This is a genomic window from Vibrio jasicida 090810c (genome assembly GCF_002887615.1).
Taxonomy (GTDB): Bacteria; Pseudomonadota; Gammaproteobacteria; order Enterobacterales; family Vibrionaceae; genus Vibrio; species Vibrio jasicida.
This window is the reverse complement of sequence record NZ_CP025792.1, coordinates 1,103,468-1,128,924: the sequence shown is the minus strand read 5'-3', so window position 1 is coordinate 1,128,924 and position 25,457 is coordinate 1,103,468. Positions and strand designations below refer to the sequence as shown.

The window sequence follows — 25,457 nt, the reverse complement described above, 5'->3', positions numbered from 1 at the left end:
AAGTGTAACGAAAGGCACCGAATTAGGTGCCTTTATTACTTTGCTCTTATGGAGTGTGGTAGGATTTACCCACACTTTTTCATACAGAATGCTTTTCAAACTGATAAATGACTCAGCCACTTCTATTCCATAAAACCTATTTACACCCTACCAGCAATGAGTGGGTCGTTTTCGTGCATGGTGCTGGTGGCAGTTCTTCAATATGGTTTAAACAATTAAAGGCCTATAAAGAGCACTTTAATTTGGTCTTAATCGATCTCCGTGGACACGGCAAGTCAAACCAGTTGATCAAAGAACTGATGACAAGTCGTTATACCTTTACTGAGGTGACACAGGACATTTTAAAGGTTCTGGATCATTTGAAGATCCAATCCGCACACTTTGTTGGTATGTCTTTGGGTACAATTATTGTGCGTAACCTTGCCGAAATGGCAACAGAGCGTGTGAGTTCTATGGTGCTTGGTGGGGCGGTAACGCGCTTAAACACTCGCTCTCAGATCTTAGTTAAACTCGGTAATCTTGGAAAGCACATCCTCCCTTACATGTGGCTGTATAAGCTCTTTGCTTACATCGTTATGCCACAAAAAAATCAACGCGAATCTCGTCACTTGTTTATTCGTGAAGCAAAGAAGTTATGCCAAAAAGAGTTTAAGCGTTGGTTCACACTGGCGGCGGATGTAAATCCGTTAATGAAGTATTTTAAAGATAAAGAGTTGCCTATTCCGACGCTGTACCTAATGGGGGATAGAGACTACATGTTCATTAAGCCAGTAAAAGAAATGGTTGCAGTGCATAAGCTAAGCTCATTACGTGAAATTCCAAATTGTGGCCACGTGTGCAACGTAGAACGTCCAGAAGATTTCAATCAACACTCTATTGAGTTTATTAAGCAGCAAAGTCTAGCGGCTTAATAGATTTGAGAACCGATCTAAAAAGATAGGGGAGCCATCATAGCTCCCCTATTTGATATCCACATTGCCAACAAGCACCAAACTGTCCCTCATTCTTCTCTGCACATTGCGGGCATTGCCAGTCTTGGTAAGTAAGCTCTGTTTGTTGTCGATAGTCTTCGACAATCGCAGACGCCTTCAACTGCTGTTCCGGATGTAAAAGCCAAACATACGGGTCTGTATCATCGCTGAAGGGCAACTCTCCCTTCAACCCAAACATACCTTCGCCTCTTACTTCACAGTGAATCTGTTCGGTTTTGAGGAGCTCACAAACGATATGAGCTTCCGCAGGGTTTTTAGCGATGAAGATTTTCATTAGGCATTTCCATTTTGAACTTGAGCAGGGCGGACCTTATTCATAACCCATTTAGCGATAATAGGGAACAAACCAAGCAGAGCAAATGATGCTAATACGGTTGGTGACACAATTCCTGAAAGACTGTCGATAGTGGCTAGTTGAGTGCCCGCATTTAAGTAAACGGCAGTACCAGGCAGCATGCCGATTTGGCTTGTTAAATAGAAGCGGCTGATAGACATCGGTGTTAACCCCATTAAGAGGTTAATCAAGAAAAATGGGAATACTGGGATCAAACGCAGTGAAAACAAATAAAACGCTCCGTCTTTTTCTACACCTTGGTTAATGGCATTTAACTTATTACCAAATTTACTTTGTACCCATTCACGTAATAAGTAGCGGCTGCTTAAGAAAGCAATTGTTGCGCCGATGGTGCTAGCAAAAGACACCAATAATAAACTGGTCCAAAAACCAAATAGGGCGGCGCCGAGCAGGGTAACAACGGCGGCTCCTGGAATAGAGAAAGCGGTGATTGCGATGTAAGCCAAGAAGTAGGTCGCCGCAGCAAACACAAAGTTTTGGTCAATGAACGTATTTAGTGCTGCTTGTTGTGCTTTGGCATTTTCTAAGGTGAGATACTGGCCAAAATTCACTCCTAAAAAGAGGATGGTTGCGAGCAGGATCAGTCCTAAAATCAGTTTCTTATTCATCGTAATTACTCCATTTGGCTTCTTAAATAATAAGACAGAATAAGAGAAGAAAAAATTTCAAAAAAAAAACCGCAGTATGAAAACTGCGGTTTTTACTCAATGTCATGCTGATAGTGCGCGTTAAGACAATGCGCTCATCAGTTCTTCTCGGCGAGACTGAGGGACGACGCTCCAATGGGTGCCGTTGATTGCACCTTCTAACGCCCACAACAACTCAAGGCTTACCGTAGAGGCATGCGTATCTTGGATTGCTTTGTATGCGCTTAAGGCACCTTCTTCTTCTAATTGCTCGACAGAGTCGATGCCTGCTTTCTTCAACATACGTTCAGTTGCTAGGCGTAGATTTGGAAGGTCTTTCAATCGATTAGGCTTGGTGCTCGCTTGCTGTTTTTTTTCTTGCTTAGCAGTCTCAAGAGATTGCTTTGCAACATCAATCAAGCGATCCGTTGAATCCCATAGATCATCAGAAATAGCATAGTATTTCGTGACCACTGGGAAACCACGTTTCTTGTAGACGTACGGTTTTAGTCCTTGAGTCTCGAAGTCAGATGAAGTTTGTTGGTCTGCTCGAATATGAAGTTGATTGTTTACAACTAGTGCGAACATCGTTTCATCGGCGAAAAGCCCGAAGCCACCAAACATTGAGCGCGACTTGATAGTACCAAGTGCCTCAAACAGCTTCATTGAGTCTTTGAGTATCGGTTTATCCATGATGTGTTATCTCGGTGTAATTAATATTACGCCACCAAAAATCAGGTCCGAGAGATTAGCAAATGCATGCAGACACAATGTCATTAAAGGGTAAACTCACTTAATGCATATTTGCCATCGGTAACCCCGCTACCTTCCATCTAATAAGATGGTTCAGGCCGGAGGCTTTGCGTCCCACCCTTTCGAATGGTTTGCCCTGTGCGTGACACTTTGAGAATACTTCGTATATTGAATTAACATCACGTTTCAAACATGAAAGTGTGATCTTGGTTCAGTTAATAGTGATTTTTTGATGTGTTTGGTTTCATATTTGGGAACGGTCCCTTGTCATACAAAAGGTTGATGTAGGAAATGGACTACGCCCAATTAAAACAGCAACTTATCTAAATGAGGGGAGGTATTTATATTCTGAAATGTTTTTGGAATGTTATTTTTAGGCAATAAAAAAGCGCCCTTACGAGCGCTTTATAAAACTTCGATGCCGCTTAGTTCAGTTTCTTAACTGTGTTGCGAACAACAATTTCTGGCTGCATTTCGAAAATGCGTTTTTCATGTTCTTTGTCTTTGATGCGTTCTAGCAAAATTTCAAACGCATTCTTACCAACACGACGTTTTGGCTGGTGGATAGTCGTTAGCGGTGGCGAGAAGTACTCTGCTAGCTCGATGTTGTCGTAACCAATGACAGAGATATCTTCTGGTACTTTGATGCCGTTTTGCTGCAAGCGACTCATCAAACCAAGCGCCATGGTATCGTTAAAACAGAAAACGGCAGTCGGGCGTTTGTCCATTGCTGTGATGTTGTCAGCAGCAAGTACGGCAGTATCACACTCAAAGTTACCTTCAAGTACCCAATCTTCATTTACTGCTAAGTTTGCTTCTGCCATTGCGCGGCGGTAACCTGCAATGCGTTCTTGGCACGCGGCTTTTTCGAAGTGACCGCTCAAACAAGCAATATCAGTGTGACCATTGTCGATCAGATATTTTGTTGCGATGTAGCCACCTTCTTCAGAGTTATCAATGATCTTGTCAGCTTGCGAACTCTCTGGACCCCAGTCCATCACCACTTTCGGGATATCTGAATGACGGTCAAGCATCTCTTTTAGCTCTTCCGTTAAGTCAGAACACATCACTAAAATGCCATCTACACGTTTCTCCGCTAGCATGCGAATGTAGTCACGTTGCTTTTCGTAGATACCGCCAGTATTACATAGGATCAGCGTGTAACCTTGACGGTAACAATAGCTCTCAACGCCGTCGATAACTTCTGAGAAGAAAAGGTTAGTCGATTGCGTTACCAACATACCGATAGTGCGAGTTGAGTTACACTTCAAGCTACGTGCAACTGCACTTGGCGCGTAATTTAGTTCATCAACCGCTTTCATTACTTTTTCTTGGGTTGCTTCAGCAACAAAACGCGTTTTGTTGATTACGTGCGAAACTGTTGTGGTAGAAACGCCGGCTAAGCGAGCAACGTCTTTTATAGTGGCCATAAATGATGTCCTGTATCGAGCTACTGAATACCGTAGTGAATACAACCTTACGCTTAGTATGTTGCGCGAATTGAACCATATCTGAAGTTTAAGGTTCAATTAATTAGGCAGCGGTTGTTCCGAAATCGGTATAAAAAGGTTTGTAGCAACATTTGTTGCTGAATCTCATGTTCCTTACTTATATAAGTGAGGAATTGGTCAGCAATCTTGTTAATAAAACACAAAAACCGCCATATTTCAGCGGTTTACATATAAGTCGTATTTAATCGTTTGCGCTCACATTTTAGACTGATGTGGGCACACTAGCAATATTTTCAGCAGGTGTTTTGCGCTATTGAGGTCACATTTTAACTGCTAAATGGAAAGGGCTTCTATGTGCTAGATTAAAAATTAACGAATAAAATAGGGAGCCCGCTTGCGAGCTCCCTGAAATTGGCGGCAATTATTCACCAAGAAGGTAGGTGCTGTCCAGTTTACAAAATGCAATTAATAGTTGCGCAACGCTTACATAGAAACCAAATTCGTCGAATTGCTTACATTTCGCAGCAAACTGTGGCAACCAAGACATAAGATGCTTTTGGATTAAGTCGTTCTGTTTCTCGAACGCTTCTTCCATGTGTTTGTCTTGTTCTAATTCGTTAGAACGAATGATCATGTTACCTAAGAAGTCTAGTTCAACCGCTAAGTGATCCGCTGGCTCTTTCAGGTTCTCATCAACCTGAACACCAAAATCGGCCATCAGTTTTTCCATCTCTTCTGCTGGCTTGTCATTTAAAAGACCAGATTCACCGATGTACATAGATGCGTAAGGCAGTGCACCGTGCTTTTCTGTTTTCAGGAAAAGCTCGCAAAAGTCTGCAGCCAATTCAAGTTGCGCGTCTTCACGATCCTGTAGGCGGTTAAGTGCATCAACAAGGGTATCCACAGCTGGTTTTAATGACTCATTTTCACCAAGGCCAGCCAAAAAGCTTCGAATGTCAACACTGTGGTAGCTTTCTAGTTCTTTCTCTGTTAGTTCTTTTGCGAACAGGCTAGAAAACCACCAATAGATTTCTGCGCGTTTCTCGTTAAAAGCTTTCACTTCTTGCATTTTTTTGCTCCTGAATGGTTATTCCCTAAGTGTAAACAATTAAGATGAATAGCAGTAACTATAATTGTTATCCATTATGGGAAAATGTGCCGGTTTATGAATGGCTGTAAATAAGCTTGCTTTGAATCAATAAAATCGCAAAATCTTGCTTTTTAATGTATCTATGACTAGAAATGTTACTAGTTATGAATAGAATACGTCTTGGAAAATAAAAAAGACAGAAAGTGGTGTAAATGAGCTATCACGTATTAGTCGTAGAAGATGATGTTGTAACTCGTAGTAAGCTTGCGGGCTACTTCCAAAATGAAGGCTACAAAGTCAGTGAAGCAGAAAGCGGTGCAGAAATGCGCGAAGTGCTTCAAGGTGGTGATGTGGACCTTATCATGCTGGATATTAACCTGCCCGGTGAAGACGGTCTTATGCTTACGCGTGAATTACGCAGCCAATCAGATATCGGCATCATATTAGTGACAGGACGCACGGATAGCATTGACAAAATCGTTGGCCTAGAAATGGGTGCAGACGATTATGTGACAAAGCCTTTTGAACTAAGGGAATTATTGGTTCGCGTTAAGAACTTGCTGTGGCGCATTTCTGCAGCTCGCAATGGTTCACAAAAAATCGCGAACGATACTAATGAAGAACACATTGTACGTTTCGGTGAGTGGACGTTTGATATTCAACGCCGTGCTCTTAGCCGTAATGGTGAACCAGTGAAACTAACCAAAGCGGAATATGAGCTATTGGTGGCACTGTCTTCGTACCCAAATCAGGTACTAAGCCGCGAGCGTATTTTGAATATGATCAGCCACCGAGTGGATGCGCCAAACGATCGTACTATCGACGTACTGATTCGACGCATGCGCGCTAAGATGGAGTTTGATCCGAAGAACCCACAAATCTTTGTGACGGTTCATGGTGAAGGCTACATGTTCGCGGGTGACTAATTCATAGCGACAAAGAAAAAGGAGAGCATAGGCTCTCCTTTTTTGTGTCTGCAATTTAGCGATGATGGACTTCATCTGCGATTGGTAAGCCTTCTATGGCTGCGCCACTTCAGGATCTTCAACTTCAACCATCGGTGTTTGACCTACGTTATCACGCAGTTTTTGCCATAACCCGCCAAGGTATTCATGCCAATACAGCTCAGTTTGCTCTAAGTAGCGAGCTTTTGGCGCGTACTTTTGCCAAGGTTGTTCGATATCATCGATCGCCATAAAGTTCGTTGGCGCTGGGATTGGCTTAATGCCCGCTGCGTTGAATTCATAAAGAGCACGCTTCATGTGACTGGCTGAAGTCACTAAAACAATGTCTTTCTGCTTAACAAACGCGGCAGCTTGGCGTGCTTCTTCCCAAGTATCTTTGGCATCCTCTAATAAAATAATATCGGATTTTGCGACACCTAGGGAAAGCGCTACGTTTGCCATCATACGAGCATGGCTGATTTCAGAGCCACCTGCGTAACCGGAAAGGATTAACTTCGCACCTGGGTACATACGCAAAATACGAATACCCTCAGTTAAACGCATTAAAGCGGTACGGCTCAGTTGAGACGTTGGTGGTATTTCATCATCTACCACGTGTCCATTACCAAGAACCATAACGTAGTCCACAGTGCCAGAAACCGGCAAAAACGCTTTGTACTCGCGTTCTAGAGGCATAAGAAGCTTGGTTGAAACGGGTTGGAAGGCAACAAGGAAGATGCCAACAAAAGAGAAAAGAACAACAAAGCAGCCGGTTTTACGTTTAGTGGTAAAACTGATGAGAGCAAGACCTAACAAGCCTATCAGTAGCAATGCTGGTAATGGCATCAGCAAGGCTGACATTACTTTTTTCAGCTCAAACATACATAAATAGTCCGAAAAAACATCAATTGATAATAAAAATGAGGATAACCCTCTTTATTCCTGCTTTCCTTGTGCCAGAATAGCGGCACAATCCGTTATGATAACTCAGCAGAAGTGACAGAAGACCGCAATTTCGACGATATCGCCCACAAATTTGCAAAAAATATTTACGGCTCCGATAAAGGGGAGATCCGCCAAATCATTGTGTGGGAAGATTTTCTACAGATTCTAAGTGAATTAGACGCCGACCATCAAGCCCTCCAAGTACTTGATGCCGGAGGTGGCTTAGCACAATTGTCGCAAAAGCTTGCTAAGCTCGGACATCACGTCGCTTTATGTGATCTATCTTCGGAAATGCTGCAACTAGCGAAACAGGATATTGAAAAAAACGGTTTGCTTGAGCAGTATCGCCTGATTCATTCACCTGTCCAATCCATTGGCGAGCATATGGACGCGCAGGTGGATCTTGTCATGTTCCATGCTGTGATGGAGTGGCTCGTTGATCCAAAAACGGCACTCGAAACGGTATTGGAGCAGGTCAAACCGGGGGGCATTGCATCGGTTATGTTCTATAACCACCACGGCTTAGTCTATAAAAATGTGGTTTGTGGCAACATTCCTCATATTTTAGACGGCATGCCTCATCGGAAAAGATTTAAACTACAGCCACAAAAAGGCCTAAAACCCGAAGAGGTCTATCAATGGATAGAAGATTCTGGTTTTAGTATTTGTGGTAAATCTGGTATTCGTTCCTTTAGTGATTACATAGGTAATATGGAATACATGGGCGATTACGAGTTTGAAGATGTGTTGGCGCTAGAAAAACAACTTTGTCGACAAGAGCCATACCTCTCATTAGGCCGCTATATCCACGTGTGGGCTAAGAAGAACGATAAACAGGAATAACGATGAGTGAGATGACTCTCAATGCTGCAGAGCAACCAATCGATGAGTTGGTTGGCTGGGTTAAGCAGCACGATTTCTCGTTGAACCTGACCACTGAGCGACTGGCGTTTTTGATTGCCATCGCCGTACTAAGTAATGAAAGGTTCGATGAAGAATTGGGTGAAGGTGAATTGCACGACGCATTTGCCATCGTCACTCGACTATTTGATGAGACGGGCGAAGCTTCGGCTTTCCGCGCGAATAATGCCATCAACGAGATGGTTAAGCAGCGTCTTATGAGCCGTTTTGTCAGTGAGATTACTGACGGAGCGAGCATTTACCGCTTGTCGCCATTAGCGATAGGAATCACCGATTATTACGTGCGTCATCGCGAGTTCTCGAAACTGCGTCTTTCTATTCAGCTATCGATGGTAGCGGATGAAATGGCAAAAGCGATTGAAGCAGCACAAAAAGGTGGCACTCCGGGCCACTGGAAGAAAAACGTTTACGGAATTTTGAAATATTCTGTAGGCGAAATCTTCGATCAAATCGACCTTAACCAACGTGTGATGGATGAGCAGCAACAGTCTGTGAAACAACAGATTGCAGACCTGCTTAACAAAGACTGGCGTGAAGCGATCAACAACTGTGAAGCGCTACTGTCAGAAACCTCCAGCACGTTGCGTGAACTTCAAGATACGCTGCAAGCTGCCAGTGATGAACTGCAAACTCAGATCCTAGATATCCAAGAGATCGTCTACGGTGACCCTGAACTTGAATTCATCGATGAAGCGTTGTTTGGTCTGCAAATGAAGCTAGACCGAATTACCAGCTGGGGCCAGCAAGCGATCGACCTTTGGATTGGTTATGACCGACACGTGCACAAGTTCATCCGTACCGCTATCGATATGGATAAGAACCGTGCATTTAGCTCGCGTTTGCGTCAATCCATGAAAGATTACTTCGATATGCCTTGGTATCTGACTTATGCAGATGCGGAAAGGCTTTCTGACCTTCGTGACGAAGCTTTGGTACTACGTGATGACGAAGTCACTGGCCAAGTTCCGATGGAAGTGGAATACGAAGAGTTTCAACAAGTCAATGATGAGTTGGCAGAGCGAATTGGTGACATGCTGAAAGCGCATAAAGATCAAGGCACACCAATCGACTTGAGCGTGGTTCTGCGAGATTACCTTGCACAGCACCCATACACTCATCACTTTGATTTAGCTCGCATTGTCGTTGATCAGGCGGTTCGTCTGGGTTATTCAGAATCCGACTATCAAGCCATTCAGCCAGACTGGAAAGCAATCAACGAATTTGGGGCAAAGGTACAAGCGAATGTCATCGACCGATACTAATGAATACATGTCAGATAATCTGGCAAAAGCAATTTCTAACCCTCTGTTCCCAGCGCTAGATAGCATGCTTCGAGCAGGGCGCCATGTTTCAAGTGAAGATCTAGACAACCACGCGTTGTTGTCGGATTTCGAACTTGAGCTTTCTTCTTTTTACCAGCGTTACAACACCGAATTGGTGAAAGCGCCAGAAGGTTTCTTCTACCTTCGCCCACGTTCTACTTCTTTGATTGGTCGTAGTGTCCTTTCTGAGCTGGATATGCTGGTGGGTAAGGTACTGTGTTTCCTTTACCTAAGCCCGGAGCGTCTTGCGCACGAAGGCATCTTCACTAACCAAGAGTTATACGACGAACTGCTTGCACTAGCAGATGAAAACAAGCTGATGAAGCTAGTGACGAACCGTGCAACCGGTTCTGACCTTGATAAAGAAAAGCTGTTTGAAAAAGTACGTACGTCACTTCGTCGTCTGCGCCGCCTAGGAATGATCATCAACATCGGTGAAACGGGTAAATTCAGCATCAGCGAAGCGGTATTCCGTTTTGGTGCTGATGTACGTGTTGGCGATGATGTGCGTGAAGCACAGTTGCGTCTGATCCGTGATGGCGAAGCGGTAGTGCACACTAAGGAACCAAGTCAAGGCAGCCTATTGTCTGAAGAAGAACAAGACGACCAAGCCCAAGAAGAAATTAAAGAAGAGGGTGAAGCATGAGCATGATTGAACGCGGTAAATACCAATCGCTGACCATGGTCAACTGGAACGGCTTCTTTGCCCGTACGTTTGACATCGATGGTCTGGTCACCACGCTATCAGGTGGTAATGGTGCAGGTAAATCAACCACTATGGCGGCATTCATCACCGCACTGATTCCTGACCAAACGCTACTGCACTTCCGTAACACGACAGAAGCAGGCAGCAGCCAGTCGTCTCGCGACAAAGGTTTGTACGGTAAGCTACAACCGGGCGCGTGTTACGCGGCGCTGGACGTGGTGAACTCACGTAACCAACGTCTATTGTTTGCAGTAAAACTGCAGCAAGTTGCGGGTCGTGATAAAAAAGTAGACATCAAACCGTTTGTTATCCAAGGTCTTCCAAGCCATGTGAAACCAACGGATATCTTGGTTGAAAGCGTATCTGCGACTCAAGCTCGTGTTCGTCAAATCAACGAAGTAAAAGAATCGATCGCCGAGTTTGAGGGCGTTCAATTCAAAGCGTTCTCTTCTATTGTGGATTACCACGCGCAAATGTTTGAATTCGGTGTGATTCCGAAGAAACTGCGTAACTCTGGTGACCGCTCTAAATTCTACCGCCTGATCGAAGCATCGCTTTACGGTGGTATCTCAAGTGCGATTACACGCTCGCTACGTGACTACCTTCTGCCACAAAACGGCGGCGTGAAGAAAGCGTTCCAAGATATGGAATCAGCACTGCGTGAAAACCGCATGACGCTAGAAGCGATCAAAACCACGCAAGCAGACCGTGACTTGTTCAAACACTTGATCACAGAGTCGACTAACTACGTGGCCGCGGACTACATGCGTCACGCGAACGATCGTCGCAATAAGCTGGATAAAACGCTGTCATTGCGTTCAGAGCTGTTCGGTTCTCGTGAAACTCTCGTTGAGCAAAACAACCTGCTTAACCGTGTTCAAGAAGAACTAGAACTGTTGATCGAGTCGGAATCTGCGCTAGAGCAAGATTACCAAGCGGCTTCTGACCACTTGCAACTGGTGCAAAACGCACTGCGTCAGCAAGAGAAGATCGAACGCTACCAAGAAGATCTTGAAGAGCTGAGTGAGCGTCTTGAAGAACAGATGATGGTAGTGGAAGAAGCGCAAGAACGCGTGATGATGGTGGAAGAGCAAGCGACCGTTGCGGAAGAAGAGGTGGATAGCCTTAAGACGCAGTTGGCGGACTACCAACAAGCACTCGACGTTCAACAAACTCGTGCCCTTCAATACCAACAAGCGGTTCAAGCGCTGGAAAAAGCGAAGCAACTACTTAGCGATGACAGCCTAACGGCAGAATCGGCACAAGCGCTTGTCTCTGAGCTTAAGAGCAAAGAATCAGAAAGCACCAATGCGTTGCTATCGGTTAAGCACAAACTGGATATGTCTTCTGCAGCAGCAGAGCAATTCGAAACGGCGCTTAAACTAGTACAAAGCATCGTTGGTCAAGTTGAGCGTAAATACGCGTCTGAACATGCGAAAACCGCAATTGCGAAAGCGCGTGAATCTCAGCAAGTCGCGCAAAACGAACAACAATGGCGTGCACAGCACCGTGACCTTGAGCGTAGCCTTAACCAGCAACGTCAAGCACGTGAGCTCGTTAACGAATACCAAAAGCAGTTCCATGTTGAACTGACTGACGAAATCACGTTTGAGCAAGAGCGTGAACGTCATGCGATGCAAATCGACTCGCTAGAGATGACGCAAGAAGACGTGCGTGAACAACGCAGCGAACAGCGTCGTCTAGAGCAAGATGCAGCGGCGGAAATCAACAAGCTAGAAGCCATTGCACCAACGTGGATTGCGGCGAACGATGCACTAGAAAAACTGCGTGAGCAAAGTGGCGCTGAGCTAGAAGATAGCCAGTCGGTCATGAGCCAAATGCAAGTGGTGCTTGAGAAAGAGAAAACCCTTTCTCTGGCGAAAGATAAACTGGCAGAGCGTCGTAGTCAGCTTGATACTGAGATTGAGCGTCTTGCTTCTCCTGGTGGTTCAAACGACCCTCGTCTGAAAGGTTTGGCAGATACACTAGGCGGTGTATTGCTGTCTGAGATCTACGATGACATCACGATTGATGACGCGCCTTACTTCAGTGCGATGTACGGTCCGGCTCGTCACGCTATCGTCGTTTCTGATCTATCTGGTATCGAAGAAAAACTGGTAGAGCTAGACGACTGTCCAGAAGACTTGTACATCATTGAAGGTGACATCGATGCCTTTGATGACAGCTCATTCGACGCAGAAGAGCTAGAAGGCGCGGTTTGCGTTCGCATGAACGACCGTCAAATGCGTTACTCTCGCTTGCCTGAAATCCCTCTGTTTGGCCGTGCAGCACGTGAGCAACGTTTAGAGCTACTACGCAATGAACGTGAAGAAGTGGTTGAGAAGCACGCGAAAGCAGCATTCGATTCGCAAAAAATGCAGCGTCTGTTCCAAGCGTTCAACCAGTTTGTGGCAAGCCACATTCAAGTAGCATTCGAAGCTGACCCAGAGCAAGCATTGGCGACCATTCGCGACAAGCGTAACCAAATCGCTCGCGTACTGGCTGATCTGGATGCAAAAGAGCAACAACAACGTTCTCAGCTTCAAACCAGCAAGCAAGCGTTGTCTTCTCTAGACAAGCTAGCACCAAACATGGCGCTGATTGAAGATGAGTCGCTGCAAGCACGCTTTGATGAGTTGGAAGAGAAAATCTCCCAACTTTCAGAAGCAAAAGCGTTCCTAACCAACCACGCGAAAGCGGTGGCGGAACTGGAAAAAGTCGCAGTTGCCCTAGATGCTGACCCAGAGCAATTCGATGCGCTAGAAGCGGAATACAAAGCGGCAGACCAACAGCTGCAAGATCTTAAGAAGCAAATCTTTGCACTCTCAGATCTCGTTGAACGTCGTCACTACTTCGCTTACTCAGACTCAGTAGACTTACTGAACAAGAGCAGCGAATTGAGTGAGCAGTTAAAAGCGAAATTGGTTCAAGCGGAGCAGATGCGCACACGCTCTCGTGAAGAGTTGAAGCAATCGCAAGGTCAAATGAACCAATACAACCAAGTGCTAGCGTCTCTGAAGAGTTCACACCAAGCGAAGCTTGAAACGGTTCAAGAGTTCAAACAAGAGTTGCAAGAGTTTGGTGTTAACGCAGACGAAGGTTCAGAAGAACGTGCAATGCGTCGTCGTGACGAGCTGCATGAGCGTCTGCATACGTCTCGTGGCCGTAAGAGTGAATACGAACGTACCATTACTTCTACTGAGCTAGAAATGAAGGGTTTGGCGAAACGTCTGAAGAAAGTTCAGAAAGAATACGTTGAGCTGCGTACGTTCGTGGTTGCCGCGAAAGCAGGCTGGTGCTCAGTACTTCGCCTAGCGCGTGAGAACGATGTTGAGCGTCGTCTACACAAACGTGAACTGGCTTACATGTCAGCGGATGAACTGCGTTCAATGTCGGATAAATCATTGGGTGCGCTACGTCTAGCGGTTGCGAACAACGATGATCTTCGTGATGCGCTGCGCCTATCAGAAGACAATGCACGTCCAGAGCGTAAGGTTCTGTTCTACATCGCGGTTTACCAACATCTTCGTGAGCGTATTCGTCAAGATATCATCCGTACTGATGATCCAGTCGAAGCGATCGAAGAGATGGAAGTAGAGCTGGCACGTCTAACGGAAGAGCTAACGCAACGTGAAAACCGCCTAGCGATCAGCTCTGAGTCAGTAGCAAGCATCATCAAGAAGACGATTCAGCGTGAGCAAAACCGTATCCGTATGCTAAACCAAGGCTTGTCGAACATCTCGTTCGGTCAGGTGAAGGGCGTACGTCTAAACGTGAAGATCCGCGAAAGTCACGAAGTACTACTGAATGGTTTAGCGACACAACAAGAGCAGCATAAAGATCTGTTTGAATCGACTCGCTTTACCTTCTCTGAAGCAATGGCGAAACTGTTCCAACGCGTGAACCCACACATCGATATGGGTCAACGTTCTCCTCAGGTTTTGGGTGAAGAGTTATTGGATTACCGTAACTACCTAGAGCTAAGTGTAGAAGTGAACCGTGGTACAGATGGCTGGTTGCAAGCGGAATCTGGCGCGCTATCAACAGGTGAGGCGATCGGTACTGGTCAGTCAATCCTACTGATGGTTGTTCAGAGCTGGGAAGAAGAATCACGCCGTTTGCGCAGCAAAGACATTGTACCTTGTCGTTTGCTTTTCTTGGATGAAGCAGCGCGTCTGGATACAAAATCGATCGCGACGTTGTTTGAATTGTGTGACCGTCTGGATATGCAGCTTCTTATCGCAGCGCCAGAAAACATCAGCCCAGAGAAAGGGACGACCTACAAACTAGTGCGTAAGGTGTTTAAAGATCACGAACACGTACACGTGGTTGGTTTACGTGGCTTTGGTCAAACAGACAAACCTAAGACCGAAGCGCAAGAGATGATTGAAGAGTTTGAATCCTAAACTCCGAATCTAATAAAACGCCCGCAATGAATGCGGGCGTTTTTGTTTCTGTTCTGATGAACAACAAGCTTACAACTGAGGCGTTTGTCGTCGATATTGTCTTGGTGAGTCCCCGCTCCATTTACGAAAGGCGCAGCGAAAGTTTGCGCTGTCTGAAAAGCCAATACGTTCGGAGATCTCTTCAACGCTCATTTGTGTCGATGCGAGATAGTGACGCGCTAAGTGGAAGCGAACATGGTCGAGAATTTGCTGATAGCTGGTCTCTTCCGATTTAAGGTGGCGTCGTAGCGTTCTTGAAGACATGCCTAATTCACTGGACAGTTGCTCTATCGACGGATAGCTCCCCGGCCTTTCGACGAACATTTGTGTGATCTTCTCTTTTAAACTGGCACTGCCACTCACTTTTGCCAACATTTCATCGCAAGACTTCAAGCACATTTGTAGCGTCATTGTATTTGCTGCAGGTAGCGGCTCATATAAGCTGGTGGCATCAAACTGCCATTCTAAACGATCACTATTGAATTCAATTTCGCAATGGAACACTTGTTCGTAAAGTTCGCTGTGTTCTGGTTCAGGATAGGGGAAGCGGATCACCTTCGAAGGGAAAGGCTTCTGCATTACCTCCTCACACAAGCTTTGAATGGCCGCGAACCAATATTCACAACAAAATGGCAGTAGTGATTGTAGATCGATAAGTTGCTCTGCACGAAAGTAGCCCGAATTATCTTCCACCCACATTTTTTTCTTTAAAACGGGTCCTGCCAGCCGAAGATACTTAAAGCCCATCATCAAAGCATCGAGTAGGGTGCTACTGCTGAAAACGGCATACCCAAGTACGCCAAAGTCACTAAATCGAGCTTGTTGTCCCACTTTTAGGCCAAGCCCCGGTTCTCCTGAATGAGCAATTGCGTTACTAAAAATGGTCAGTTTCTGAGCAAGGGTAATATGCGTGTCCGGCGCATAAAGTTCGAGAGCAGTAATACCACTGCCTTCAAGTAACGTTTCTACATTTATACTGGGCTCAAGGTAGCGTGTGAGTAGCTGCAAGTCCAAAACACCACAGGATTCGGTATCTGGCTCATAAACTGCGGTGTATTCCATGCGTTTCTCCTCTACATTCAGATATATCCTAGCGTGTATTGGGATGGTATTCAGTCATGCTTGTCTCAAAGCTGTCCGAATATCACCGTTTTTTGTCTCTTTGTAACCTGTGCCACATGTTATCAAAATGTTGTAATTGGATAAAATGCACGGTAGGAGAGAAACATGAATGTACTGGCAACGCAAAATAAGGAAATACAACGCGAACAAGGCACGTTTGCAACCAATGATCCTTTAGTCGGTGAGCTCACCATGTGGTTCTCGGAATTACAGTCTGCATACCAAGCTGAGCCGAACGCGACATTTGCGGTGAGAAAGCACCGACTCTTGGCGTTAAAGAAACAGTTGTCCCGTTATCAAGATGTCTTGGCAGACGCGATGAGTGAAGATTTTGGTGGTCGGAGTCACACCGAGTCCATTATGGCTGATGTGCTAGCGCCTATCCTCGATATCAACCATGTTGTTCGCCACCTTAAAGGTTGGATGAAGCCAAGTCGAAGACCAACAGAGTGGTTATTCAAGGGCAATAAGCTGGAAGTGCGTTATCAACCAAAAGGGGTAGTTGGTATCATCTGTCCTTGGAATTTCCCGCTTTATCTGTCGATTGGTCCTATGATCACTGCGTTGGCTGCGGGTAATCGCTGCATGATTAAAATGCCACCAAATTGCCCGGCAACCACTCGACAAATACGTCGTATGTTAGGCGAAATATTCCCTGAGAACTTAGTTCGTATTGTGGATGGCAACCACCCAGAGGCGATGGAAATCTCTCATCTACCTTTTGATCACCTTGTGTTCACTGGGTCGCCAGCCAGCGGAAAAGTCATCATGGCCAATGCGGCAGCGAATCTAACGCCTGTGACCTTAGAGCTAGGTGGTAAATCCCCTGTGGTGGTATTTGATGATTATGACGTTGCAAAAGCCGCAGAGCGCATTGCTCATGGTAAAGGTTTTAATTCAGGGCAAATTTGTATCGCACCAGATTACGCGTTTGTACCAGAAGGTAAGCAAGCAGCGTTTGTTGAGGCGTTAAAGCACGCACATCAAACCATGTACGGAGAGATCAAAGCCAATCAGGATTACACCGCGTTAGTCGATGATGCCCAGCACAAACGATTCCACGATCTACTGGCGGATGCACGTGATAAAGGGGCGACTATTACTCAATGCCTCGACTATGGTGAAGGGCGTAAAACACCGCTGTACATCGCTACCAACCTGACATCCGAAATGCGTATTTGCCAAGAGGAAATCTTTGGCCCGCTTCTTCCCATTCACACTTACCGTTCTCTCGATGAGGTAATTCAATACATTATCGAGAGGCCACGACCGCTAGCATGTTACTTATTTAGCAATAATGCCGCGCAACGCGAAATCTTGCTTACTCAAACCCATAGTGGTGGTGTCACGATCAACGACTGGGGGTGGCATGTACTCAACCATTCAGTGCCATTTGGTGGCGTGGGTAACTCCGGCATTGGTAATTACCATGGAGAAGAAGGTTTTCGCGAACTCAGCCATGCGCGCACGGTACTAAAAATGCGCGATTGGTTCCCGATTCAGTTGTTTGCACCGCCATATGGCAACATGGTGCAGAAGCTGGTACTGCGAGTGTTTGCGGGCAAACCCGACCCAGATTTAAACAAGCACTCATAACCCTCTATACTTACCTCTCTACATAAAGAATCTTCAGTAGCCAGTGCTCGCTGGCTGCCTTGCGACCAAAGGAGATCATGGATGCACAACCTTGCTGTCAATCTGGAGCGCAGTGCTGCGCTCTTTCCTTCAAAAGCTGCGCTCAGGATGGGCGATGATGAAATCAACTACGCACTGCTCGACAAATTTGCAGGCAATATTGCTACGAACCTAAATCGACTTGGACTAAAAGTTGGTGACAAAGTTGCACTGTCTTGTCCAAACATTACTTACTTCCCAATCGTGTATTACGGGATTTTAAAAGCAGGCTGTGTCGTAGTTCCTTTGAATGTGCTGTTTAAAGGCCGTGAGATTGCTTACCACCTCAACGACTCTGATGCAAAAGCGTATTTCTGCTTTGAAGGAAGCGAAGAGCTGCCAATGGGAAGCTACGGTAGACACGGTTTCTCTGAAGCTGAGCAGTGCGAACACTTTATCTCTTTGTCAGAACGATGCAGAGAAGAAGAGCACGCTGTTGATGCTTGGCTTATGCAAGACAATAAGCCGTTTGAGTCAATCAGCAGAAATGGTGATGATACCGCCGTTATTCTTTATACCTCAGGCACGACCGGTCAGCCGAAAGGGGCGGAGTTATCTCACACCAACATGTTAACGAACGCTATGTCTTCCCAGTATCTGATGCGGTTGGAATACAGTGATACCACCATGGCAACCTTGCCGCTGTTCCACAGTTTTGGTCAGACCGTGATGATGAATGCCAGTGTGCTGACAGGCTCTACTATGGTGTTGATCCCGCGCTTTGAGCCAAAGTTTGTGATTGAACAAATCATCCAGCATAAAGTCAGCGTGTTTGCAGGTGTGCCTACAATGTACATCGCATTACTCAGAGCGGGTGAGCAATCTCCGGAGCATTCCGAATTAGTAAAGCACAGTCTTCGCATAGGAGTGTCTGGTGGGGCTTCTATACCTGTAGAAGTGATTCGTCAATTTGAACAACGCTTTGAACTGCCAGTATTGGAGGGTTATGGATTATCAGAAACCGCACCAGTGGCCACGTTTAATCATAGTGATGGAGACCGACTACCAGGCAGTGTCGGACAACCATTATGTGGCTACGTGATTAAGATTGCGGACGTAAAAGGTCACGCCCAAGCCGTGGGTGAATTAGGGGAAGTCTGCATAAAAAGCCCAAGTGTAATGAAAGGCTATTACGGACGACCAGAAGCAACTCGTGAGGCGTTGCGCGATGGTTGGTTCTTAACGGGCGATATTGGACGAGTGGATAAACACGGCAACTTGTTCATTGTCGACCGCGTTAAAGACATGATTATTCGCGGTGGCTACAACGTGTATCCGCGTGAGATTGAAGAAGTCTTGATGTGCCACCCCGATGTAGAGATGGTGGCTGTTGTTGGTGAGCATGATGACCGCCTAGGTGAAGAAGTTCATGCCCATGTCGTGCTTCATCAAGATGCGCATTGTAGCCCTGACACTTTAATCGCTTGGTGCCGTGAACAACTTGCTGACTACAAATACCCACGCCGTGTTTTCATTCGTAAAGCACTGCCTATGACCGCCACAGGCAAGATTTTAAAGCGAGAGCTTCACCCTTTAGATGTCGCGGAGGTAGATGATGGACAGTTATGATTTTATTATTGTGGGCGGTGGTTCAGCCGGATGTGTTTTAGCGTCTCGACTCACTGAAGATCCTAATGTCACTGTATGCTTGTTGGAAGCGGGCGGGCCGGATTCAAGTCCCTTTATTCATACGCCGGTTGGTGTCGTAGCGATGATGCCAACCAAAATAAACAACTGGGGTTTTGAAACCATTCCTCAATCGGGCTTGAATGGTCGCAAGGGTTATCAACCAAGGGGCAAGACGTTAGGTGGCTCGAGTTCGATCAATGCGATGATGTATGCCAGAGGACACCGATACGACTACGATCTTTGGGCAAGCCTTGGGAATGAAGGGTGGAGCTATCAAGATTGCCTGCCGTACTTCAAGAAAGCCGAAAATAACGAAGTCCATCATGATGAATTTCACGGGCAAGGTGGGCCACTGAACGTCGCGAACTTACGCTCGCCAAGTGATGTTCTTGAGTGTTATTTAACCGCTTGTGAGTCGATAGGTATACCTCGTAATCACGATATCAACGGAGCCGACCAGTTTGGTGTTATGCCAACCCAAGTAACGCAGCGTAATGGGGAGCGATGCAGCGCCGCAAAAGCCTATCTGACTCCAAACCTGAACCGACCTAATCTGACTGTCTTGACCAAAGCGACGACTCATAAAGTGTTGTTTGAAGGAAATCGAGCTGTTGGAGTTGAGTATGGTCTGAAAGGACAGAGCTTTCAGATCAAATGCACGAAAGAAGTGATTCTTTCAGCTGGGGCGTTTGGCTCTCCGCAGATCTTGATGCTTTCAGGTGTGGGGGCAAAGAAAGAATTAGAATCCCACGGAATCGAGCAAATCCATGAATTGCCCGGTGTCGGGGAGAATCTGCAGGATCATATTGATTTGGTTCATACTTACCGGAGCAGCGCGAAGCGAGATACGTTTGGTGTATCACTCAAAATGGCATCTGAAATGACTAAGGCTTTACCACAGTGGATGAAAACACGTAGTGGGAAAATGACCAGTAATTTTGCAGAAGGTATAGGGTTCTTGCGTTCAGGTGATGATGTCGACGTGCCCGATCTAGAGTTTGTCTTTGTGGTGGCGGTGGTTGACGATCACGCTCGTAAGATCCACGCTAGTCATGGGTTTAGTTCGCATGTGACGTTACTTCGACCGAAAAGTATTGGGACGGTTAAGCTAAACAGTGCAAACCCTTATGATGTACCAAAGATTGACCCTGCTTTTTTCAGTCACCCTGAAGACATGGAAATCATGATTAAAGGCTGGAAGAAGCAACACCAAATGCTGGAAAGCCAAGCGTTTGATGACATACGCGGGGCCAGCTTTTATCCCGTGGATGTGAACGATGAGAAAGCCATCGAGCAAGATATTCGTAATCGAGCGGATACCCAATATCATCCCGTAGGCTCCTGCAAAATGGGTATGGCGAACGATCCTTTCGCCGTGGTAGATAGCAATCTTAAGGTTTATGGATTAGAGGCACTAAGAGTTGTCGACGCGTCGATTATGCCGACGCTAGTGGGCGGGAATACCAATGCGCCAACCATTATGATCGCGGAGAAAGTGGCGGATACCATCAAAGCTAGCTATCGCTTAGATGAGAGTATTGAGAAGCCAGCCACCGCTTCGATATAAGTTACACCCTTCAAAAAATAAAATAAGCCGAGGCTGTAGGACAACAGTCTCGGCTTATTAGCAGGCACTTAAAAGCGAAAAGGTAAGTGCTATTCTTCTGAAAAGTCGTTTCCGGTTTCGATCATTTCAGCAAGCTCATCAAGTGCTTGGACAGAGATTTCCGACAAACGTTGTAAATGTTGATCAAAGTTCTCTTGTTCAACAAGCGGTGTTTCATTGTTATTAATTTCTTTTGTTAGCATCGCCCAACCTCTTGAGTTGAGTAAGGGGGAGACGACATGATAAGCAAAAGTATGAGAAAAAAAGAAACGATCCATGTGTAATCTGTTAGCTGGATCATCGATTGCAGTGATAGAAGTGATGAATTACTTAGAAAGCGAGCGATAGAGCTCAAATATGAAAGGTTAGCTAGCAGCTACGTTAATAGCTGCTAGCTAAGAGATTAGAACTGAGATTTAGAACCAAACTGTTCAGCAGCGTAAGCAACGCGCTCTTTTGGTTTTGGATATTCGGCCGGCATACCAAGGTTTTCAATGTGTTTTAAACGAGGTAGCAAACCCGCGCCGTTGGCGATTTGAATAGCCAAACCCGGACGAGCGTTCAACTCCAACACCATTGGTCCTTCTTCTTTGTCCAACACCATGTCAGTACCCATGTAACCAAGTCCTGTCATTTCCCACGCACTCGATGCAAGCTCTAATAAGCGCTCCCAATGAGGTACTTGTAGGGTTGATAGATCTTTGCCAGTATCTGGGTGATGCGTAACAGGTTGGTCAAATTGCACCGCACGAATGGCTTTGCCTGTCGCAATATCAATACCAACACCTACTGCACCTTGGTGAAGGTTGGCCTTGCCATCTGAGGCTGCAGTAGAGCAGCGCATCATTGCCATGACTGGGTAGCCTTTAAAGACGATAATACGAACGTCAGGCACGCCTTCGTAACTGAAACCATCAAAACAGTCATCGAACTTGATTAGGTTTTCTACGACTGCAACGTCATTCTTACCACCTAGAGAAAACAGACCAGCCAGTGCGTTACTGATATGGCGTTCTACATCCTCTTTATTGATGGTTGCACCAGATGGCTTGGTGTAAACGCCATCTTTGTGCGAAGTGATAACAAGGATACCCTTACCACCACTTCCTTGCGCTGGCTTGATTACAAAACCTGGCCAGTCCAATACCATCTTGTGGATCTTTTTGACTTCAGCTTGGCTGTCAATCACGCCGATAAGAGCAGGCACTGTCGCACCTGCTGCTTCAGCAATGATTTTTGTCTTTAGCTTGTCATCCACCAACGGGTATTTTGAGCGATCATTGTAGCGACCAATATAGCTATGGTTACGCTTGTTCATCCCCATAATGCCTTTATGGCGAAGCTTTGCTGGCGAAGTGAAACGTTCAAACATCGTTTAGTCCTCCGCTAGTGGCTTAAATCGACGTAGCTCTGTTAGACGGTAGCCTGTGTAAGTACCTAGTAATAGGATGCCTGCAAGAACAATCAGTTGTAGGCCAATGAAGTTAAACGTTAAGTGTTGGATATAAACGTTCGTCATCGCTAGGTAAACCAAGACAGCGGTTAGTAGTGAACCACCACCTTGAAGAACTACTTCTTTCGCACCTTCTTCTTCCCATAGAATCGACATACGTTCGATCGTCCATGACAAGATGATCATAGGGAAGAACGTAATTGTTAGACCTTCTGTTAGGCCAATCTTGAATGCGACTACGGTGAAGACCGAGATGATCATAATTACGGTTATGATTACGGCGGATATCCTTGCAACCAGAAGTAAGTTAAGCCTCGAGAGGTAACTTCGTATTATCAAGCCAGTACCGACAATTAATAGGAAGCCGACAATACCAGTTACCAGTTGCGTTTGAACAAAGGCAACCGCAATCAATACTGGCATGAAGGTACCCGAAGTTTTCAGACCGATGATGACACGCAGGAACACAACAATCAGTGCGCCGATTGGGATCAACATGATGGTCTTAAACATGGCTTGCTCTTCAAGTGGCAAACTATGGATAGAAAGGTTGAGTAGGCCATCCGCTTCCACTTTATTGTCAGTGGCTTGCTGTGGAGTCACTTCCTGCTTAATCATAGAGAAGTGAACTTGGCTGTTTTTACCGCCAACTAAGTCAAGTAGGGAAACGTTCGATTCATCCCATACGAGAAGGTTAGGTTGTGCTGCGGCTTGCTCTGAATTTGGCGAGAAGAGAACCCATTCTTCCCCCGACCATACCTGAACCATAGGCTGAATAGCTTGACGACGGCGGCCGTCTTCTAATTCGATTACACCAACGATTTTGCTTTGCACACCTGCAGTAAGTAGGATCTTGTGTAATGCATCGGTACGATCAAAGTCATTAAGAATCAGCGCTGAGTTTTGGCTGTCTGGATCGTTTAGCGTTTTGATCAGCTCGCGAGCAAAGGTGACATTGTCTGCTGAGCGGCTCATTGCACGTTCAATCAATGCATTTGCGGCGGCTTGTTGCGGCGCTGAAAGGGTAGGTTTTGTGATTTCACCTGCAGGTGGCTGTTCATCCACTTTTGCTTGTGGGTCAACTAAGAACTGGGCTTTGTAGTAAATAGTTTGTGGGCCACTTGCTTGACGGATTGACCATTCTGCACGACGACCAGAGTCTGAGTTGACGTAAGAAACGCCGTAACCTGGAGACGATGCTGATTCACCAATCAGGGTGTAACCATTTTGAGTATGCGGCGCAGCAAGAGAAGCTTTTACTTCGTTGCCATTCGCATTAAATTCGATACGGGCTTCAACATCCCAAATTTGACGTGTTTCACCTGGAGTCCAAGGTACGCCGTAATTCTGATGTCTGAAAACACTCAAAGCGATGCCTGCAATCACCAACAGGATGATTGACAGGTAAAACGGTATTCTGGACGTCATAATCTACCTTATTATTTTTTATCTTCTTCCGTTTGAACGTATTTACGGCTCACATCAACGAGTGCGATGTCGCGCATAAACTCTCTTCCTAGTAACACAGGATGGTTCATTTGAGAACGATCTGCCAACGTAAATTGCGCTTTTTCATGAATTTTTCCAACGCGCACCCAAAGTTCAACAACAGCTCGACGCTCTAGTTCTTCAGTGGTTGCTTGACGGATTTTCACGTAGCGAATAATTGGCGCTTCAATCCAAATGTCTTTCTCTTCATCTGACTTGGTATTGTCAGCAAGATGGAAACGCACCCAGTTTTTGCCATTTCTTTCGAATTCTTCAATATCGACTGCATTTAATGAAGACGTTGCTGCGCCAGTATCGACACGTGCATCGAAAGTTTGTTTGATGGAGTCAATAGTCACTCGCTCTATGGAGCCCAGGACAATGTCATGAGTAGGAGTCGCCTGAACAGGCGCAGGAGCTTGAACGATAATAGGCTCTTTCGGCTTTCTTACTTCGTCCATCGCTTCTTTACGGAAGGTATTGAGTTCGCCATTTAACTTATCCACTTGGCCTTCTAAACTTTCGATGTAATCCGATTGGTTACTAAGTTGAAGCTCTAAGTTGGTAACGCGAGTATTGAAATTCGTCTCTGAAGCTTGAATAGCGGCTAACGTTTCTTGGTGGTACTGTTCGCCTTTTGTAAGGGTACATCCTGACAATAGGGCGATTGCAACAACCGGAGTCAATCGTATAAACATTGAAAACCTTGGGATTGGATTAAGTTGTTTGTTTTTTAAGAGTTTAGCGTTATCGCCAAAGGCTCACAAGTAAGAATCTCTCGCAGTCTCTTACAGAGTGAGGAATAGTGACGAAAAGCTAAAAAATTAAGGACGCAATATGCATCCTTAATTAGATTGAAGAGAGGTTAATGTCTTAAAGGAAGGAGTGAGTTAAGACAATGTCAGAAATCTCAGTTAATTATGGCTTAGTTGCGACAAGTACCGCACGACGAGGGGCAGGGTAGCCTTCAACGGTTTTCGTTGGGTCGTTTGGATCAAGGTAGTCAGGCAGTGAGTTATGTGTCATCCAGTCAGTAGTACGTTGTTCTCCGACTGACGTTACATTCTCATCTACAATACGAACGTCTTTAAAGCCAACCAATTCTAGCCAAACTTTTAGTGCTTTCGCTGAAGGGAAGAAATACACATTACGCATTTGCGCGTAACGAGAAGTCGGAACCAATACTGCGTTCTCATCGCCTTCAATCACTAGTGTCTCTAATACAAGCTCACCGCCTGCCACTAACTGGTCTTTCAGTTGCATCAAGTGATCCAGTGGGGAGCGGCGGTGGTAAAGAACGCCCATGCTGAATACGGTATCGAACGCTTCTAGCTTAGGTAGTTGCTCAATACCTAATGGAAGGAGGTGAGCACGTTGGTCATCGCCCATCAACTTACGAATCGCTTCGAACTGAATTAGGAACAGGTGAGAAGGATCGATACCAACCGTTAAGCGTGCACCTTCACCCAGCATGCGCCACATGTGGTAGCCGTTACCACAACCAACATCGAGCACGCTGCGGTTTTTCAGAGGTGAGATGTGCGGTAGAACACGATCCCATTTCCAGTCACTGCGCCATTCAGTATCGATATGAATACCGTGCACTGTGTATGGACCTTTGCGCCACGGGTGGAACGTACGCAGCAGGCTTTCTAGCTTTTTCAGCTCACCTTCATGAAAAGGCGTATCGTTGCTGATGGTCACTGAGTTTTTGATGTCCACTTGGTTTGGTGCACCTTGTGGGATCTTGTTCAGCGCTTTTAGCCAGCGACCAAAATCACCGTGCTCAGCATTTTGCCAATCTGTTAACTGTTGAGGTAATACGTTTAGCCACGGCTGAAGACGAGTGTCTTGCGCGATTAACTGATAAAAATTAGCAAAATTAAACATAGTTTTTCACTGAGTAATAAATTAAAAAATTGACACTAAATGCGA

General features: G+C 45.7%; 21 protein-coding genes and 1 riboswitch. Of the genes, 9 read left to right on the top strand and 12 right to left on the bottom strand.

Annotation, left to right across the window (positions count from 1 at the left end):
• The first annotated feature begins 107 nt into the window (after positions 1-107).
• Positions 108-911, top strand: coding sequence for an alpha/beta fold hydrolase (locus tag C1S73_RS05315; protein WP_038866759.1), 804 nt, complete (start codon positions 108-110; stop codon positions 909-911).
• A gap of 37 nt (positions 912-948) precedes the next feature.
• Here the strand turns inward: C1S73_RS05315 and C1S73_RS05310 are convergent, their stop codons facing one another.
• The 5 genes from C1S73_RS05310 to torD all read right to left on the bottom strand — a co-directional run bounded on the left by C1S73_RS05310 (position 949) and on the right by torD (position 5,246).
• On the bottom strand, positions 949-1,266 hold the full coding sequence (locus tag C1S73_RS05310) for a putative signal transducing protein (RefSeq protein WP_038866760.1): 318 nt from the start codon (positions 1,264-1,266) through the stop codon (positions 949-951).
• Positions 1,266-1,955 carry a TVP38/TMEM64 family protein gene (locus C1S73_RS05305; protein WP_038866761.1) on the bottom strand — a complete coding sequence of 230 codons (690 nt, stop codon included), beginning with the start codon at positions 1,953-1,955 and terminating at the stop codon, positions 1,266-1,268. The genes C1S73_RS05310 and C1S73_RS05305 overlap by 1 nt, the downstream gene beginning before the upstream one ends.
• A gap of 120 nt (positions 1,956-2,075) precedes the next feature.
• The gene (locus C1S73_RS05300) at positions 2,076-2,666 is read right to left on the bottom strand and encodes a TfoX/Sxy family DNA transformation protein (protein ID WP_038866763.1); all 591 of its coding nucleotides are present in this window, start codon (positions 2,664-2,666) and stop codon (positions 2,076-2,078) included.
• 116 nt (positions 2,667-2,782) lie between these two features.
• A riboswitch (cyclic di-GMP riboswitch) is annotated at positions 2,783-2,872 on the bottom strand.
• 279 nt (positions 2,873-3,151) lie between these two features.
• Entirely contained in the window at positions 3,152-4,156 is a 1,005-nt protein-coding gene (gene purR / locus C1S73_RS05295; protein ID WP_038866766.1) for an HTH-type transcriptional repressor PurR, read from the bottom strand.
• A gap of 442 nt (positions 4,157-4,598) precedes the next feature.
• Positions 4,599-5,246 (bottom strand): molecular chaperone TorD, encoded by a 648-nt coding sequence (gene torD / locus C1S73_RS05290; RefSeq protein WP_038866768.1) that lies wholly within the window; start codon positions 5,244-5,246, stop codon positions 4,599-4,601.
• 233 nt (positions 5,247-5,479) lie between these two features.
• Between torD and torR the strand changes: the two genes are divergently transcribed.
• The gene (gene torR, locus C1S73_RS05285; protein ID WP_038866769.1) at positions 5,480-6,193 is read left to right on the top strand and encodes a two-component system response regulator TorR; all 714 of its coding nucleotides are present in this window, start codon (positions 5,480-5,482) and stop codon (positions 6,191-6,193) included.
• Positions 6,194-6,286: 93 nt separating this feature from the next.
• On the opposite strand, the gene elyC is transcribed toward torR, so the two are convergent.
• A complete protein-coding gene (gene elyC, locus C1S73_RS05280; protein ID WP_038866771.1) occupies positions 6,287-7,093 on the bottom strand; it encodes an envelope biogenesis factor ElyC in 807 nt (268 codons plus the stop codon).
• A gap of 114 nt (positions 7,094-7,207) precedes the next feature.
• On the opposite strand from elyC, the gene cmoM reads away from it, so the two are divergent.
• The 4 genes from cmoM to mukB are packed head-to-tail and all read left to right on the top strand — an operon-like array spanning position 7,208 to position 14,511.
• On the top strand, positions 7,208-7,999 hold the full coding sequence (gene cmoM / locus C1S73_RS05275) for a tRNA uridine 5-oxyacetic acid(34) methyltransferase CmoM (protein ID WP_038867153.1): 792 nt from the start codon (positions 7,208-7,210) through the stop codon (positions 7,997-7,999).
• A gap of 2 nt (positions 8,000-8,001) precedes the next feature.
• Positions 8,002-9,339 carry a chromosome partition protein MukF gene (gene mukF, locus C1S73_RS05270; protein WP_038866773.1) on the top strand — a complete coding sequence of 446 codons (1,338 nt, stop codon included), beginning with the start codon at positions 8,002-8,004 and terminating at the stop codon, positions 9,337-9,339.
• Entirely contained in the window at positions 9,320-10,045 is a 726-nt protein-coding gene (mukE, locus tag C1S73_RS05265) for a chromosome partition protein MukE (protein WP_038866775.1), read from the top strand. Before mukF ends, mukE begins: the two co-directional genes overlap by 20 nt.
• Positions 10,046-10,047: 2 nt before the next feature.
• A complete protein-coding gene (gene mukB / locus C1S73_RS05260) occupies positions 10,048-14,511 on the top strand; it encodes a chromosome partition protein MukB (protein WP_038867154.1) in 4,464 nt (1,487 codons plus the stop codon).
• 69 nt (positions 14,512-14,580) lie between these two features.
• Here the strand turns inward: mukB and C1S73_RS05255 are convergent, their stop codons facing one another.
• Positions 14,581-15,612 (bottom strand): AraC family transcriptional regulator, encoded by a 1,032-nt coding sequence (locus C1S73_RS05255; protein ID WP_038866777.1) that lies wholly within the window; start codon positions 15,610-15,612, stop codon positions 14,581-14,583.
• Between the two features lie 165 nt (positions 15,613-15,777).
• Here C1S73_RS05255 and C1S73_RS05250 point away from each other — a divergent pair, with 165 nt between their 5' ends.
• From C1S73_RS05250 to C1S73_RS05240, 3 genes are all read left to right on the top strand, one after another.
• Entirely contained in the window at positions 15,778-17,268 is a 1,491-nt protein-coding gene (locus tag C1S73_RS05250; RefSeq protein WP_038866779.1) for a coniferyl aldehyde dehydrogenase, read from the top strand.
• An 81-nt stretch (positions 17,269-17,349) separates the two neighbouring features.
• On the top strand, positions 17,350-18,915 hold the full coding sequence (locus tag C1S73_RS05245) for a long-chain-fatty-acid--CoA ligase (RefSeq protein ID WP_038866780.1): 1,566 nt from the start codon (positions 17,350-17,352) through the stop codon (positions 18,913-18,915).
• Positions 18,902-20,542 (top strand): GMC family oxidoreductase, encoded by a 1,641-nt coding sequence (locus tag C1S73_RS05240; RefSeq protein ID WP_038866782.1) that lies wholly within the window; start codon positions 18,902-18,904, stop codon positions 20,540-20,542. Before C1S73_RS05245 ends, C1S73_RS05240 begins: the two co-directional genes overlap by 14 nt.
• 89 nt (positions 20,543-20,631) lie before the next feature.
• On the opposite strand, the gene C1S73_RS05235 is transcribed toward C1S73_RS05240, so the two are convergent.
• The 5 genes from C1S73_RS05235 to cmoB form a co-directional block, all read right to left on the bottom strand.
• Complete coding sequence (locus C1S73_RS05235; protein ID WP_162142535.1) at positions 20,632-20,859, bottom strand: hypothetical protein; 228 nt, start codon at positions 20,857-20,859, stop codon at positions 20,632-20,634.
• A gap of 125 nt (positions 20,860-20,984) precedes the next feature.
• On the bottom strand, positions 20,985-21,953 hold the full coding sequence (locus C1S73_RS05230) for an alpha-L-glutamate ligase-like protein (RefSeq protein WP_038866784.1): 969 nt from the start codon (positions 21,951-21,953) through the stop codon (positions 20,985-20,987).
• A 3-nt stretch (positions 21,954-21,956) separates the two neighbouring features.
• Positions 21,957-23,462 (bottom strand): inactive transglutaminase family protein, encoded by a 1,506-nt coding sequence (locus C1S73_RS05225; protein WP_038866785.1) that lies wholly within the window; start codon positions 23,460-23,462, stop codon positions 21,957-21,959.
• An 11-nt stretch (positions 23,463-23,473) separates the two neighbouring features.
• On the bottom strand, positions 23,474-24,220 hold the full coding sequence (locus tag C1S73_RS05220) for an ATP-dependent zinc protease family protein (protein ID WP_038866788.1): 747 nt from the start codon (positions 24,218-24,220) through the stop codon (positions 23,474-23,476).
• Positions 24,221-24,440: 220 nt separating this feature from the next.
• Positions 24,441-25,412, bottom strand: a complete 972-nt coding sequence (gene cmoB / locus C1S73_RS05210; RefSeq protein WP_038866789.1) for a tRNA 5-methoxyuridine(34)/uridine 5-oxyacetic acid(34) synthase CmoB — start codon at positions 25,410-25,412, stop codon at positions 24,441-24,443.
• Positions 25,413-25,457: the final 45 nt, after the last annotated feature.